Here is a 15,620-nt window from a genome sequence, read left to right on the forward strand (position 1 = left end):
ATCCCTCCAAAAATCTAAATTTCACAGGTTTTTGTAATAAAAAGAGTTAATTCTTTTAATAAATCAATTTCATAAGGTTCTAAAAGTACATTTCCAACTTTATCATATATGACTTTTACCACAGGTCGCATTGGCATTGAGTTATTTTGATTTACCACTAAACCCTTTTCATTTGAGCTTAGAATAACTGCACTCCCTGTTGGAAAAGCAGCTATGTTCATTGTAAATTTTCTGACCATTTCTGCGTCAAAATAAATGTTACTCATCCCCACAAGATATTCAATAGCCTCATTTACAGTTTTACACTCCTTTGTACTTCTACCAGATACCAAATTATCAAATACATCACATATAGACACTATCTTTGCAATTTGGCTTATCTCATTACCTTTTAGTTTTAAAGGATAGCCACTGCCATCACTTCTTTCATGATGCATTAATGCAGCTACTTTGACATGTGCATTCCAAACATACTGCTCTCCTAAAAAATCATAACCGACCTTTGGATGCATGAGTTTAATATATTTATCTAATTCTTCCTTAGTCTTAAACTCAGCTAAAATTTTCTTATCATTTAAGATTTTTATCTTACCTATATCATGTAACATTGCACCTGTAGCTATATCTTTAAGCTTTAACATACTGTATCCCATATGAGTTCCTATTATTGTAGACAATACGCAGACATTCACAGAATGTGAATATATATTGTTATCACTTGCACTTATTTCTGCAATATTTATCAAAACATCTTTATTGGAGAGTACATCCTCAATCACTGAGTTCACTGAATTCATAACACTGCTATTATCAGCTTTTCCTTCACGACAATATCCTTCAATCATTTGCTTAACCGCATGTTTGCTCATTTGCCTTGTCTTTTCAGAAATACTTTCTTCAATAATTACATTTTTTGATATGTCATCATCAATGTATACTGAATTAATCCCAAGTTCCTTAATTCTTTCAATGTAATAAGGTTTTAATTTTACTTGAGCACTAAGTAAAACTCTACCTAATTCATCAAAAATCTGCCTTCCAAGAATTTCATCTCCCTTCAGGTTGGAGACATTAACAACTCTCATATACACCTCCAAATGAAATAATTAATTGTCTACTGAACAGTCAAAAATTCTTTATCAAAAATAAATAAGGTATGAAAGAAAATAACACCATTAGTAGCTATTCTTATTTAAATATATTAGCATACTCTTACACTTTTGACTACAGAAAAAGCAGATGATTTTAGTTTATCATCTGCCATCTTTATTTCTATATTTGCTTTAAACTTGTACCTTATAATTGTTGTTTTCTTTAATATACCTTACCTAAAAATATCTTGTGTAAATTCGTCTAAATCTACATAAGAATTAATTCCATTAATAGTACCTTGATCTGTATATTGATGCCCTGCTCTAAGACTCCATACATTATTAGATGGTAAATTAGATGAGCTTTTATACCAATTAGCTTCCCATAATGTATATTTAGCTAGCCTGTTATCTAAATTACTTATAAAATCTGAATATGTATATATACATATATCCATATTACTTATCTTTTTAAATTCTTCTATAAATCTTAATGTATAATCCATAACATCAAATCCAGTTGTTTCTACATCTAAAACTGGTTTTAAGTCACTTTGCTTATCTTTTATATTGTTATAAAAATTGTCTGCTTGTGTTTCTGGAGAGCTTGTCCCAACTAAAAAATGATAAAAACCAGTTTTTAATCCTGCACTTTTCGCACCATTATAATTAATTCCTAAGTAATTATCTACATAGGTTGTCCCTTCAGTAGCTTTTATGTATACTAAATCAATTCCAGAAGCTTTTACTTTTTTAAAATCTATGTCTCCATTATAATGACTAATATCTATACCTTTAAATTTACTACTTGTTGTGGGACTAGAATTACTATTTGCCACAGAACTATTAACACTAGAATTACTACTATTACCATTTGAATCTACTGATGCTAATTTCTTGCCATCAGAACCAATTTTATATCCATCTATTGTTGTGTTTGTAAGCAATTTTCCTGTAGATGGATCTAAGTAATAAGAATCACTTCCTGAATTTACTAAGCCTGTTGACATGGCTCCACTCTCTTTTAAGTAGTACCAAGTCCCACTAAGATTAATCCATCCCTTAGCCATAGCACCAGTATCATATAAATAATAACTAACTCCATTATCTACAATCCACCCTGTTGTCATACTACCGTTACTATTAAAGTAATACCAGTGATTACTTAATTGCATCCAACCATTTGCCATAGCACCACTATTATAAAACATATACGTCTTATTATCTATTTGATTAAGACCAGTTATCATAGCCCCTGAATCATTTAAAAAGTACCAAATATTATTTAATTGCTTCCAGCCTTTAATCATACTACCTGACTTATCTAAATAATACCATGTACCCTTATAGCTTAACCAACCAGTTGCCATTTTTCCATCATCTTTTAAGTAATACCAATTACTATCTGGTTTAATCCAACCACTTGCCCTTGTATTATCTGATTTATAGTAATACCAATCTCCATTCTTATTTTTCCATCCAATAGTTGATGTTATGTTGACTTTGCTATTTTCAATATTATTACCACTTTGTGTCTTATATTGTGAAATAACATTTAATACATTTGGTTTATTTTCAGGTATCCCTGGATTTGGGGCTGAATTTGCTGATGTAGTAACACTGTTTAAATCACTAGTTGCAGCTTGTACACTTAATGGTTGACCAAAACTTAATACAATTGCAAAAGTTAAAACAAATGAAGTAAATTTCTTCTTAATATTCACATAAATCATTCCCCTTTTAATTTTCACTAGCGATGCATGCTGACTTGTTGTTTTTTCAACAATCCTCAGTAAATGCAATTCATTTAAAATGATATAATTATCTCCATATGTAGTCAATAATTATACTATGGATATTAAGGAAAATAATAGAGAGAATACGCAAACCTTCTCCATTTGTTAACCTGTTCTTCTCCATATTTTTTAGATGTTTCTTTCTTATTTAAACCTTGAAGCACGCCATAATATCTTTCATTTAATTTCCAGCATTTATGAACAGGAATCCACATTAATTCCATCTCATGAAGAACAATCTATAGTGTTCTAATAGTTATTCTTAATACTGAAGTAAAGGCGACATCAAATATAAAACCATTTTCCGTTAAAATTTTACCAGCTTTTCTTGCTTCTAGTAATCCATTTTCTGTTAAATCTACATCCGTCAATTCTGTGAATCTATTTTCTTTATTCCATATACTTTGACCGACTCTTTTAAAAGCAATAGCCTCATAAGTGTCCATTATGATATAATACGTACATTACTGCTTTTCATAGGAGGACATATATGATAGGGACATTACTTTTAAACAGATATGAGTTATTAGAAAAAATTGGTGAAGGTGGCATGGGAATTGTTTATAAAGCAAAGTGCACTTTATTAAATAGATTTGTAGCTGTAAAAATATTGAAAGCAGAGTTAAGTGATTCTGAAGACTTTATAACTAGATTTAAAAGGGAAGCAAATTCAATTGCAACCTTGTCACATCCAAACATAGTTAATGTTTATGATGTTGGTTCAGAAAACAATATTAATTTTATAGTTATGGAATATATTAATGGAAAAACATTAAAGCAAATAATAAAGGAGAATGTTAGACTTAGTTCTTTGAATACTTTAGATATAGCTTTTCAAATAGCTAATGTACTACAGTATACTCATAAAAATAATATAATTCATCGTGATATAAAACCAGATAATATTTTAATCACTGAAAATAATATAGTTAAGCTAACTGATTTTGGAATCGCTAAAGTAGCAGATTCAGTAACCGTAACAAATTCCAATATGATTATAGGTTCTGTACATTATTTTTCTCCAGAGCAAGCTAAAGGAAAGTTTGTGGATTGTAGAACAGACATATATTCCTTAGGTATTGTGATGTATGAAATGGTGACTGGAAGAGTACCTTTTAATGGAGAAACTTCTATTTCCGTAGCTATGATGCATATTCAAGAGCCTATTATTCCACCCAAAGAAGTTATTGCCGATATACCTGCAAATATAAATGCCGTAATTTTAAAGGCCTTGGAGAAAGAACCTATTAATAGATTTCAAACTGTTAAGGAGCTTACTGATATTTTAAATGCAATCAATGACAATTTTAATTTAGAAGTGAACTTTAAGAATCGGTCAATAGATGCTACAACAGTTATGATGCCAGAGCCAGATGTAATATTATCTGATACAATAAATCATTCTACAGTTGTTATGAATCAAGAAACATTTCCAGAAACGTTAATAATTAAAAACCATAGAGAAAAACTAGACAAAACTAATGCTACAAATAAAAATAAAAAAATAATGCTAACTATTGGATTTATTATTTTAGCTATGATTATTTGTATTTCGTGGAAATATTTTTCTAAAGTACCTTCTACAGAAACAAATACAGCTACTGCAGAAACTACAGTTCCAAAAGAGAGTGTAACATTACCAGCAGATGAAAAGAAACTTGTACCTTCACTTATTGGAAAGACTCAAGACGTTGCTGAGAACACTATAATTAGCAATGGATTTTTGCTTGGCAATATCACAATTGAATATAGCAATACTATCCCTAATGGCTTAATTATTGCTCAATCACCTGCAGCAGATAGCTACTATGCAAAAAACGGAAAAATTGATTTAGTTATAAGCCAAGGACAAAAGGTTACTCAGGTTGCACCACAAACAAGGGGAAACGGAAATGGAAAGGATAAAAAAGTGAAAAATAATAAATGATTGTACTAGAGTTTTATAATAAGAAGATTGAGTTCTCACTTAAGTTAATTCCACCTTTTTCATAATTATCATTTTTATAAATTACTTTTGTCATTTCATTGATCCAATGAGACAAACTTTCTTTTTAATAATATGCAGCTATTTTGTAGTAAATAAATCACTTGAAAATTCACCTATTGAACTTATGAGAGGTGGAAAGGAAAAGAATAAGGTTGGCTTTATAGAAAGAAATCATAAAAATATCTTACATTTTCTAACTCATTCCATCTACAAACATCAAAATCTTTCGAATCTAGATTATATATTTTTGTATCCAATGTTCCAAGCATAAATGGTGAATGCGTTGCAATAATATATTGATTATTCAAAAATTCGTAAGCTCATTTCACCATTTGAATATTTTTCTTGAGCAAATTTAATTCTTTCTATCTGTTGATCCGTCTTTGGCGAATACTTTAGTATTTCTAGTTGCTTCTTATTATATCCTTTTTTAGCATGGTCATAAATATATCCTTCTCGTAGTAGCGATAATATTTAACAATGAGGCTTTTCCACAAGCGTTATTCCCATAGAATATTGTGATTTTGTCAAAAACAAGATATTTCTTATTTTTTATTAGTAAATATATTATCTTATTATCAATCTAATATATTCATAAAAAAAATCACAGCACTAAACATGTATTTAGTACTGTGATTTTTTATAAATTTACACAAAGCTATGACCTTTTGTTATTTTTACACTCTAGGAAGGCCTTTTATGGGCTTATGCATCTTCCTATTTTTCACTGGATTTTGTGTATTTGATGTATTTGATGACTTATTATCATCATCATTTGTAATAAATTTATAATCTGCCATTTTTCTCACCTCTATTTTAGTTTTTACTTCTTATAAAATTTATATTCATAATCTAAAATGGATTGTGTGAAAATTCTTCATTTGTAATGCATAATCACTAATTTGGTATTAATATAGTTATAAAGGAATAAATTACAATAAAGGGAGATTAAAATTAATATGAGAAAAATGACTATACAAAAATTAATTCTATCAACTTTAGGAATAGTATTAACTACTACTTTAATTTTAGGAACTGTACACACTGTAAATGCAGCTAGTATTAATGATACTAATTTTAAAATACAAGTAGTAGAAAATAGTTCAAATACTTCTTCAGAATACTTCAAAGAAAACATTAAATCACTAGAATTTAAAAATGGTAATAATGAACAAAAAATTAATCTTTTAAATCAAAAGATTAATGAAGACATTACTCCACTTATAAATCAAATAAAAACTATAAGCAAAGAAGACTTTGATATGTATGGACAAGAGCATCCAACATTTCCATATGAAATAAACTCAGATTACAAAATAACTAATAATTCAAATTCTTTATTAAGCCTATATAGAGATTTTTATAGCTATACTGGTGGTGCTCATGGAAATACTTTAAGAAGTGCTTATACAATTGATAAAGAAAAAGAAGAATTACTTTATTTAAATGATTTATTCGCTAAAGGATATGACTATAAAACAATAATCAATGGTGAAATATCAAAACAAATTAGTATTACCCCTGAAAACTACTCTGAAGGTGGAAAAGAATTCAAAGGCATTAGTGATAAACAGAACTTCTATATTGAAGAAGTTACCCCTATTAAAGAAGAAAATGTTAATAAAAAAGACAACCTAACTAAAGAATATAATCTTGTAATATATTTTCAACAATATGAAATAGCTCCATATTGTTTTGGAATTCCAGAATTTAAAATTCCATTGAACTTATTTGGAGATAATTTCTTATATAATCAATCTTTAAATAATAAATAATCCTATATCGTATTTATATATTGAGGATACAATAAATTAAATAAGCATATTATCACCATTAATAGAGGTAATATGCTTATTTAACATCTATTAACTCACCTATAGTCCCCTAATTTTGCCTGTTACAAAATAAATTAAATTATCTAATTAAAATTCTACTAATATTCTTGCTGGAAGATTAGTAAAAAAAATTTCAAATAATTCTCGTACTAAATTGAAATTCTACTTCTCGCTTAATATGTCTTCAATTATGTTTTTTAAATTTTTACTCTCTTCAAAATCTGGATCTAAAACCAAGGATTTTTCTGTATACTCAAGTGCTCTATCAATTTGTTGTAAATTGTAATAGCAAAGTGCAATTTCATAATTAGTTTCAGGGCACTCACCATAAAATTCTAATGAAGATTCAAAAAATCTTAGAGCGTCCTTATCGTGACCAAGATAACCTAATATTGAACCAAAATAATATCCTAAATCCCCCTCTTCACCAATAGGAAAATAATGTTCCCAAACTTTATGGATTGCATCAATCAGTTCATCTTTTGGGAAGTTTTCTTCAGTTGGTATTCTTTCAAGTAATATGTTATATAATTCAAGTAAGGTTCTTGCATCCCAAACTGTAAACCTTAGGAAGGTTAACAGTTCTTTCGTAGTTAAAGACTTACTTAAAGGCATAATTGCTTTTTTCATAATATAGAAGTCATCTGGTCCTATACTTTCAATAATCTCGTTATAAGCCATTGAAGTCTCTATAAAATCATGATTACTCTTACTTAATAAAAATAGAGACACATTTACATTTTCGTGTTCATATATGCTATGTATGGCTTTTCCACCAAGTCCTTTAAAATATAGCTCCAGAGCATGGAAGTTGACTGTCATAGAAATACATCCATGTTTTGATAAAAACGGATGATAGTTTTTAAACATAGCTTCTTCATTTTTATAACCCTTGTCAGCGGATATTAGGATTATGTCATCATTAAATAACTTTCTTAATTTGGAAATACACCTTAAGCCAATTATAGGCATGTAAAACGCTGTATCCTCTAAACAATTTTTATAGTATAGAAGCACATCATTAAAATTCTTATCTTCATAATAATCATTGCCCTCAATTTTTTTATCTGTATAATAATAATCCAAACCTGCCAGAATTGATTTATCCTCAGGATCACCCTTCTCCTCTGGAGAAGTTACTGTAATTAAGCCTTCAAAAAGTTCTCCTTTGTTAACATAAAAAGTATCTTGAGGAAGACTGTCAAAGGTATAATTAGCGATTAAAATTAAAGGATTTTTCAGTTTACCACTTGATAGAACTTCACCACTATTTCTAAGCCTAATCTCTTCATCTTTAGCTATGTCAAAAGTTGCACAGTCAAGTACTCCAGATTCAAAATAAGGCTTTAAAAAGCTGTGGTTTTGCCAATATTCAATATTCCTCTCAGCAAAATCCGTTACTATGTATTTAAACTTTAGACCTTTTAGTGAAGAATTTTCAATCATATGCAAAAATCTTTTTAGAAAAGTATAGGTAAATCGTCCCACTCCTGCTGCAAGTTCCATTATGTAGATGACGGTATTTTTATCTATATCTTCCCTTGCAACATAATCTCTGCAATACCCAAAAATAGTTTTAGCATATTGGTTTGCAATATAGGGATTTGTTGTTATATATTGAGGTACAATTCCTTTAATCCATGCCTCTGGACCTTGATTTGCAAAGAAATTCGTCTGTAATTCCCACAACATTGACTGTGATAATGGCTTTTCAGCCTCAACTATAACTCCAGGATTCTCCTTATCTTTTAAGTTAAGAGCCCTAGTAATATTATATTTCTTGTTTTTTTCTAACAAAACAATTCCTCCCTAAATCTAAAGTGAAACTTTTCAGGTGGAGTTTTATCCCCAGCTGAATTTAGTTGAACTTATCCATGAGTGTGCAGCCGTTATCTCCCATGTAAAGAATAGGGAGTGTTACTAATGCCAGCTATCGGATAAAAATCAATTTTAGCAAAAATATTCTTAACAAAATGATTATACTATTAGCATTTAATTATGCATAGGTTGCTATTAGGTACCACAAAAGGTTCGGTAAGGACAGGTAGACTTCTCAGGTAGTGCAACATAACCAGCCTGTTCATTTGAGTGAGCGTAAGGGTTAGAAAGCACATCAAGAAGCTTTTCCATCACGCTGTAGTCTCCTTTTTTCTCTGCTGCTTCTAATGCTTCTTCTACCCGGTGGTTACGAGGGATTATCTCAGGATTTGAGCTTTTCATTAGCTCATGGTAAGAATCTTTAGATTCCTCCTGCCTGCCCAGTCTCTCCTGCCACTTTTCATGCCACTCAGCAAATGACTCAGTGTCAAACAAGGCCATATCTGTGAAATCATCAAAAGTTAATGCACGGAAGGTATTGGTATAGTCCGCACCATACTTATGCATAATACTAAGAAGGTTTTCAATAAGGATTTTGTCCTCTGCCTCTTCGTTAAATATCCCTAGTTTTGTTCTCATTCCTGATAACCAATTACTGTGATACAACTGCATAAACTCTCCAATTGCACTCTCAGCCAGCTGTGCAGCCTTCTCTTTATTATCATCTATCAGCGGTAATAGGGTTTCAGCAAATCGTACGAGATTCCATCCAGCAATATACGGCTGATTTCCATAGGCATAGCGGCCTTTCATATCAATTGAGCTGAATACCGTTGCTGGGTCATAGGTATCCATGAAGGCGCAAGGCCCATAATCAATGGTTTCTCCACTAATTGTCACGTTGTCAGTGTTCATCACCCCATGGATAAAACCAACCTGCTGCCATTTAGCAATAAGCGCTGCCTGACGCTTAATCACTTCTTGAAGTAGGAAAAGATAGCGATTTTCAGTACCGTCACCATCTAAAAAATGTCGTTTAAGTGCATAATCAGCCAGAGCCCGAAGTTCTTCAACTGTTCCCCACTCTGCAGCATATTGAAATGTACCAACGCGCAAATGACTGGCAGCCACACGTGTTAGAACTGCACCTGGAAGTTCAGCTTCTCGAAATACTGACTCACCAGTTGTCACCACCGCTAGACTGCGGGTTGTTGGAATGCCAAGTGCATACATTGCTTCGCTAATTATATATTCACGTAGCATTGGTCCAAGTGCCGCTTTACCATCACCACCTCGGGAGTAAGGCGTTCTACCTGAACCCTTTAGTTGAATATCAACACGATCACCTCGAGGCGTAATTTGCTCTCCAAGCAGCAAAGCCCGGCCGTCTCCTAACATAGTAAAATGTCCAAATTGATGCCCTGCGTAAGCTTGAGCAATAGGCAAAGCGCCTTTTGGTATCTGATTGCCAGCAAGCACTGCTACCCCATCACTCTTTTGCAGTGACTGGACGTTCAACCCAAGATATGCGGCAAGATGATCATTGAGTATGATCAACTTTGGTGAGTCTACAGGTGTTGGGACCTGTTTTGAAAAAAATAATTTCGGCAGATTAGCATAACTGTTATCTAAGTTCCATCCTGTTTCTATTATTACTTTTCTATCTTCCATGGTATATCCTTTCTTCTTCTATTTTTTTATATCTTAATCTTTTCTTTTACATAAAACAAAAATGATAGCATTGTAAGATATATTTTAGTTATACACTTATCATATCAACACAATGAAATCATTTTTATTATCTACTTCAGCCTTTTTTTTATACCCATTTCATACAAAGATATTAATGGTTTATTTTCAAGCAATGTTTTATATAATGATTTCGGAATTAAAGAATTGTTTATGAGCTTCATTTACCCAAATGGTCAGAGTAAAGAATTCTCCATTAAATCTTCTTTTAGTATCTTAGCCAACCTATCTTTTATAGATATAAAACTATTCTTTTCTTCTATAGAATATTTAACAGAATACTTTGAAGGATCTCTTATTATATGCTCAATAAAGTAATCATAAGTTTCTGATATATTAGATTCTGTAACATTAAATTTTGTTTTTATTTCAATTTCTGCTTCTATTTGAATTAGGAATTAATTCAGGGCTTCAAATTACCAAGCTTCTTCAACTTCGTGTGTCTGATTTATCTGAATATAAATCAAACACAGAGATAAATGTTTGTATAGGAAATGGTCATTATAATTTTGTTTTAAATGATAATATTATTAATGCTTTTGTTCGTTATCTTGATGAAATTCAGCCTATTCCGGATGACTATATCCTTTAAATCTAGAAATGGAGACCATCCACTAGACCTATCTTCGGTTTCCAATATGGTTAAGTCATGGTTCAAAGAGGGAGGCGTGTGTTGTGTAGAATAATAAAATCATAGGAGGAGTTTTTTATGGCAAGGAAACGTATAATCACACACAAAAAAGAGAGCCTTATCTCCCCTTCATATCTTTAGTACTATGTATATTGCATAAATTCACACAAGGCTATGACCCATTGTTATTTTTACACTCTAGGAAGACCTTTTATAATTCAGTATATTTTTTGCTGTTACCTTTAGCTTTTTCTACTGGATACTTCTTTTCATTCTTATCCATTTTAGAATTAATTATTTCTTCTAAATCCACATCTAAAGAATCAGCCATATGTATACAATAAACCATAACATCTGCAAGTTCTTCTAATACATGCTCTTTATTATAATTTTTATCATCCCATAAAAATTCCTCTAAAAGTTCTCCTGCCTCAATTGATATTGCTTTAGATAAATTTGCTGGTGTATGAAATTGGCTCCAATCTCTATCATTTCTAAATTTTCTAATTCTATTTATTGTATCTTTCATTAATATCACTCTTTCTATGTTTTTCCAGTATTTTATGTTTATTATATCATAAAGAGTTATGTAACCAAATTAGAATCATTTTGTAACATATAATCACTAGTTTTGTATTAATATAATTATAAAGAAATAAATTACAATAAAGGTATATTCAATTAAATAATGCAGATATAACAAAAGCCCTTGAAATCAAGGACTTTCTATTGTATCAATATTTGAGTTTATATATGATAGAGGCGAGGGTGACCTTTAAAATCCACTATTTTATATCATTATTCTCTAGCTTCATTTTTAGCTTAAAAAATTTTTTCAAACTTGAACTTTTATATGAGAAAATGTTTTAAATTCAAACAATCCCGTATCTGTTAACTTAATTTCTGGAATAACTGGAAGGGTTAAAAATGATAAAGTTAAAAAAGGATTAAACTCTGCATCAAATCCTATTATACTTAGAGCTTGATTTAAAATTTTAAGTTGTTCTTGAACCTCTAAATAGCCATTCTCAGAAATTAATCCTCCTATAGCAAGAGGTAATGATGCTATAACTTCTTTACCTGAAGCAATTGCAATTCCTCCATTCATCTTTTTAAGATGATTAACTGCTAAAAACATTTCTTCATCAGAAGTTCCAACAACTACAATGTTATGCGAATCATGAGCTACCGTTGTTGCAATTGCTCCACTTTTTATACCAAAGCCTTTAACAATTCCTAATCCAATATTTCCTGTTGCGTGATGTCTTTCTATTACAGCCATCTTTAATTGATCCTTAGAAATGGATACACTAAAATTCCCCTTATCTATATCAACTTTTTCAACTCTATGATGTGTTATTAAACTATTAGGAACTATTTCTATTACATTACATAAATCAGAAGATAAAGATATTTTAAAATCGTTTTTTTCTAACTCTTTCATATTTATCTTCGGTAACTTCAAAGCTAATTCTTTACTATTATCATTTATTTTAAATGCTTCTTTCTTTATTTCCCCATTCTCTACAACACATTTTCCCTTTTTTAAAACCTTATCAATTGAAATACTCTGTAATTCATTTAATATTAATAAATCAGCCTGATACCCTGGTGCGATTGCTCCAAAACTACGAAGGCCAAAAAATTCTGCTGCATTAATTGTTACCATTTGAATCGCTGTAACTGGATCAAGTCCTTCTTTTATTGCAAGTCTAACATTATGATCTACGCTACCTTCAAAAATCAAATCATCAGGTAACTTATCATCTGTAACCAACATACATCTTCTTGAATTTATTGGAGTAATAACACTCAGTAGTTTTTTTAATTCTTTAGCTGCTGTTCCTTCCCTAATCATTAAATACATACCTAATTCTAAACGTTCCTTTGCTTCTTTCACATTTGCGCATTCATGATCTGCATAAATTCCTGTTGATACATATACATTTAGTTCTTCTTTACTAAGTCCTGTAGCGTGTCCATCTATAATACTTCCATTTAAATGAGCATTGATAATTTTCTTTAACATTTCCTCATTTAAGTTCACTATAGATGAAAAATCCATAAATTCTGCAAGTCCTAATACCCTTGGATGTGTGTAAAAAGGTTGTAAATCTTCTGCATCAAGTTTTGCTCCGCTATTTTCAAATGAAGTTGCTGGAACACATGAAGGAAGCATAATAAACACATCTATCGGCAATTCTTCTGACGCATTTAACATAAAATTAATACCCTCTGTACCTGCAACATTTGCAATTTCATGAGGATCCGCCATTATTGTAGTAACACCATGTTGAATGAGCACTTTTGATAATTCATGTGGTGTCAACATTGTACTTTCTATATGCATATGGCCATCAATAAATCCAGGGACTATAACTTTTTCCCGCGCATCTATAATTTTTTCTCCCTCATACTGACCAATACCTGCTATAATTCCATCTACAATAGCTATATCACCTTCAGTTATCTCTCCAGTAAAAACATTTAGTATTTTCCCATTTTTCACAACAGTATCTGCCTTTACCTGCTTATTAGCCACCTTAATTCTTTTCTTTAATAAAGTCGTATCAATTTTCATTAAACAATCCCCTTCCTAAAATTAACAATTTAATTTTGCTTAAAATAAAAAATCCTGATTACAAAGAAAATAGACTCATCAATTTTCTTTGTAATCAGGATTTTACGGTTCCTGGTAGAGACCCTCAAACCATATTCTTGAGGTTATACAAGTAATTTTTTCATTAATTTTTAAACTATTATAGCTCATTATAAATACATTGTCAATAGTCTTTCAATTTCTGTAAGAGCCTGTTGCCTTACAAAAATCAGAACAGTTTTTGTTGATATATTGATTATATTAATAGCAAAAAAAGTCACCTTAATATAGACTTTCTTTTACACTTTATTTTGTTTCATTTAATTTATACTATTTATATATATTCCACAAATTCTATTATTTAACTTTTATTACACAGTCTTTTCTATAAAATGAAATACCATACTTTATTATATTTTCATATCCTTCTTCTTTAAGTTCTTCTTCGTAATTTTTTGCATCAATTTGTGCTAATGCTTCATCACATTTCTTAAAAATATCTTTAGGTTTATCGCATACTTTAAGTTCCAATATCACACATGGCTCAAATATTGAAAGTGATTTTATAAAAATATCACTCCTGCCATCTCCAGCTTCTCTGTTAGACTTTACTAAAAAGTCATGCATATTAGCTAATACTCCAAGAGTAAACCCATGATAGAAATTTTCATAAGCATCATTAAAACTTATAGTTTGTCTAAGCATTACATTTAATTCTTTTTGGAAGGTTTCAACATCTTTATTGAAAATAGCTGTATACAATTTAGATAAATCTTTTACTTTAACTTTATCATGAAACCACTTTAATATTTTGTTTTTAAAAATATATTTAACTTCTTTATTAGGTATTTTAAGAGTTATATAATGATTGTCTTCTTCATCCATTCTTTCTCCAACTTTTTTGAAATATCCAGTAAAGAACATAAAGTTCCAAAGATTTTCCATACTATCATATACCTCATCATAAGTTATATCTTCATGAACTCTTTTTTCTATAGTCTTTCCTTCAATCAAAAGCTCAATTTCCTTTTTTGTTACACTATCTGCTTTTTCAATTAAACTCTTAACAATACTATTTGAACTTGTATTTGCCCAATACGATGTAGGAAATGCATTTATATTTGGCAGCAAATCATAAACATATTTTACTACACTCCATGGATTATAAACATTAGTTGACCCAAAAATATAGCCATTGTACCACTCTTTTATAACGTCATATTTTTCTTCTAATTTGTAATCTTTAAGTATTTTTTTAACCTCACCATCTGTAAATCCAAAATGTTCTGTATATCTATCATTTAATATTGAAACAATATTTAAATTGTTAAGTCCTGTAAATATACTTTCTCTACTAATTCTTAAACAGCCTGTTATTACAGAAAACTCTAAAGAAGAATTTGTTTTTAAAGCTGATTCAAAAAGCGATCTTATAAATGCTATCATTTTATCATAAAAGTCCTCAAAAAACGCATTTTCAAGAGGTACATCATATTCATCAATAAGGATTATTACTTTTTTGTTATGATACTTTTCTAAGCATTGAGATAAAAATTTCAATGAAGTTATATAAAGTCCATCTTCGTCATCACCTTTTACAATTCTCAAATATTGTTCCTTTTCATTATTTAATTTATCACTTTTTAAGATATACTCATGTCTTCTAAATTCGTTAGTTATTTCTTCTTTCATGCATTTAAATGCAAGTTCAAAATTAGGTTGTTTTGCGGATTTTAAAGAAAGATTAATTACAGGATACTGTCCCATATGAGAAATGTACTCTTCTCCTGCCTTCATTATATTTAGATTTTCAAAAAGATAAGCGTTATTTTCTTCTCTCTTTTCAAAATAATACTGAAGCATACTCATATTTAAAGTTTTTCCGAATCTTCTTGGTCTTGTAAATAAATTCACGTCTGCTTTATTGTCTAGTAAGTCTTTTATTAATAATGTTTTATCTATATAATAATAATCTCTCGTTATTAATTTTTCAAAATTATCTACTCCTATTGGTAGTGGCTTTAAATTCATAACAAACCTCCATATTTTAACTGATTCATTACAGTAATCAATTATATTACCTCTATTATATCCAAAAACATCTTATTGTTAAA

Annotated in this window: 11 protein-coding genes, 1 pseudogene and 1 riboswitch; of the genes and pseudogenes, 2 read left to right on the forward strand and 10 right to left on the reverse strand. The window is 30.0% G+C overall.

The genetic code is table 11. The features are described 5' to 3' along the window. Positions 1–14 precede the first annotated feature (14 nt). The 3 genes and pseudogenes from BM027_RS04160 to BM027_RS04170 form a co-directional block, all read right to left on the reverse strand. Positions 15–1,085 carry an HD-GYP domain-containing protein gene (locus BM027_RS04160; protein WP_090089044.1) on the reverse strand — a complete coding sequence of 357 codons (1,071 nt, stop codon included), beginning with the start codon at positions 1,083–1,085 and terminating at the stop codon, positions 15–17. A 239-nt stretch (positions 1,086–1,324) separates the two neighbouring features. Then, positions 1,325–2,815, reverse strand: a complete 1,491-nt coding sequence (locus tag BM027_RS04165) for a GH25 family lysozyme (RefSeq protein WP_090089046.1) — start codon at positions 2,813–2,815, stop codon at positions 1,325–1,327. Between the two features lie 164 nt (positions 2,816–2,979). Continuing rightward, positions 2,980–3,333 (reverse strand): annotated as a pseudogene (locus BM027_RS04170) (2,3-bisphosphoglycerate-dependent phosphoglycerate mutase); the annotation flags it as partial. 44 nt (positions 3,334–3,377) lie between these two features. Here BM027_RS04170 and pknB point away from each other — a divergent pair. Continuing rightward, complete coding sequence (pknB, locus tag BM027_RS04175; RefSeq protein ID WP_090089048.1) at positions 3,378–4,814, forward strand: Stk1 family PASTA domain-containing Ser/Thr kinase; 1,437 nt, start codon at positions 3,378–3,380, stop codon at positions 4,812–4,814. Positions 4,815–5,032: 218 nt separating this feature from the next. Here pknB and BM027_RS18440 read toward each other — a convergent pair whose 3' ends face one another. Both BM027_RS18440 and BM027_RS18675 read right to left on the reverse strand, forming a co-directional pair. Next, positions 5,033–5,182 (reverse strand): hypothetical protein, encoded by a 150-nt coding sequence (locus tag BM027_RS18440; protein ID WP_242943278.1) that lies wholly within the window; start codon positions 5,180–5,182, stop codon positions 5,033–5,035. A 369-nt stretch (positions 5,183–5,551) separates the two neighbouring features. Further along, on the reverse strand, positions 5,552–5,674 hold the full coding sequence (locus tag BM027_RS18675) for a hypothetical protein (protein WP_278320195.1): 123 nt from the start codon (positions 5,672–5,674) through the stop codon (positions 5,552–5,554). 159 nt (positions 5,675–5,833) lie between these two features. On the opposite strand from BM027_RS18675, the gene BM027_RS04185 reads away from it, so the two are divergent. Continuing rightward, positions 5,834–6,649, forward strand: a complete 816-nt coding sequence (locus BM027_RS04185) for a DUF3298 and DUF4163 domain-containing protein (protein WP_090089049.1) — start codon at positions 5,834–5,836, stop codon at positions 6,647–6,649. A gap of 222 nt (positions 6,650–6,871) precedes the next feature. On the opposite strand, the gene BM027_RS04190 is transcribed toward BM027_RS04185, so the two are convergent. The 5 genes from BM027_RS04190 to BM027_RS04210 form a co-directional block, all read right to left on the reverse strand. After that, positions 6,872–8,506 (reverse strand): tetratricopeptide repeat protein, encoded by a 1,635-nt coding sequence (locus tag BM027_RS04190; protein WP_090089052.1) that lies wholly within the window; start codon positions 8,504–8,506, stop codon positions 6,872–6,874. A gap of 216 nt (positions 8,507–8,722) precedes the next feature. After that, complete coding sequence (locus BM027_RS04195) at positions 8,723–10,198, reverse strand: protein adenylyltransferase SelO (RefSeq protein WP_090089054.1); 1,476 nt, start codon at positions 10,196–10,198, stop codon at positions 8,723–8,725. Positions 10,199–11,118: 920 nt separating this feature from the next. Continuing rightward, positions 11,119–11,436, reverse strand: coding sequence for a nucleotide pyrophosphohydrolase (locus BM027_RS04200; protein WP_090089056.1), 318 nt, complete (start codon positions 11,434–11,436; stop codon positions 11,119–11,121). 306 nt (positions 11,437–11,742) lie between these two features. Further along, on the reverse strand, positions 11,743–13,488 hold the full coding sequence (ade, locus tag BM027_RS04205) for an adenine deaminase (RefSeq protein ID WP_090089057.1): 1,746 nt from the start codon (positions 13,486–13,488) through the stop codon (positions 11,743–11,745). A 71-nt stretch (positions 13,489–13,559) separates the two neighbouring features. Next, positions 13,560–13,659, reverse strand: a riboswitch (purine riboswitch). 204 nt (positions 13,660–13,863) lie between these two features. Beyond that, positions 13,864–15,537: an AAA family ATPase gene (locus tag BM027_RS04210; RefSeq protein WP_090089059.1), complete on the reverse strand. Its 1,674-nt coding sequence runs from the start codon at positions 15,535–15,537 to the stop codon at positions 13,864–13,866. Positions 15,538–15,620 lie beyond the last annotated feature (83 nt).

It is taken from the genome of Clostridium uliginosum, assembly GCF_900112485.1.
GTDB classification, from domain to species: domain Bacteria; phylum Bacillota; class Clostridia; order Clostridiales; family Clostridiaceae; genus Clostridium; species Clostridium uliginosum.

Bases quoted from the DNA above. Each gene is read 5' to 3' on its own strand.
- BM027_RS04160 (WP_090089044.1), bottom strand. From the start codon at position 1,085: ATGAGAGTTGTTAATGTCTCCAACCTGAAGGGAGATGAAATTCTTGGA.
- pknB (WP_090089048.1), top strand. From the start codon at position 3,378: ATGATAGGGACATTACTTTTAAACAGATATGAGTTATTAGAAAAAATT.
- BM027_RS18675 (WP_278320195.1), bottom strand. From the start codon at position 5,674: ATGGCAGATTATAAATTTATTACAAATGATGATGATAATAAGTCATCA.
- BM027_RS04185 (WP_090089049.1), top strand. From the start codon at position 5,834: ATGAGAAAAATGACTATACAAAAATTAATTCTATCAACTTTAGGAATA.
- BM027_RS04195 (WP_090089054.1), bottom strand. From the start codon at position 10,198: ATGGAAGATAGAAAAGTAATAATAGAAACAGGATGGAACTTAGATAAC.
- BM027_RS04200 (WP_090089056.1), bottom strand. From the start codon at position 11,436: ATGAAAGATACAATAAATAGAATTAGAAAATTTAGAAATGATAGAGAT.
- ade (WP_090089057.1), bottom strand. From the start codon at position 13,488: ATGAAAATTGATACGACTTTATTAAAGAAAAGAATTAAGGTGGCTAAT.
- BM027_RS04210 (WP_090089059.1), bottom strand. From the start codon at position 15,537: ATGAATTTAAAGCCACTACCAATAGGAGTAGATAATTTTGAAAAATTA.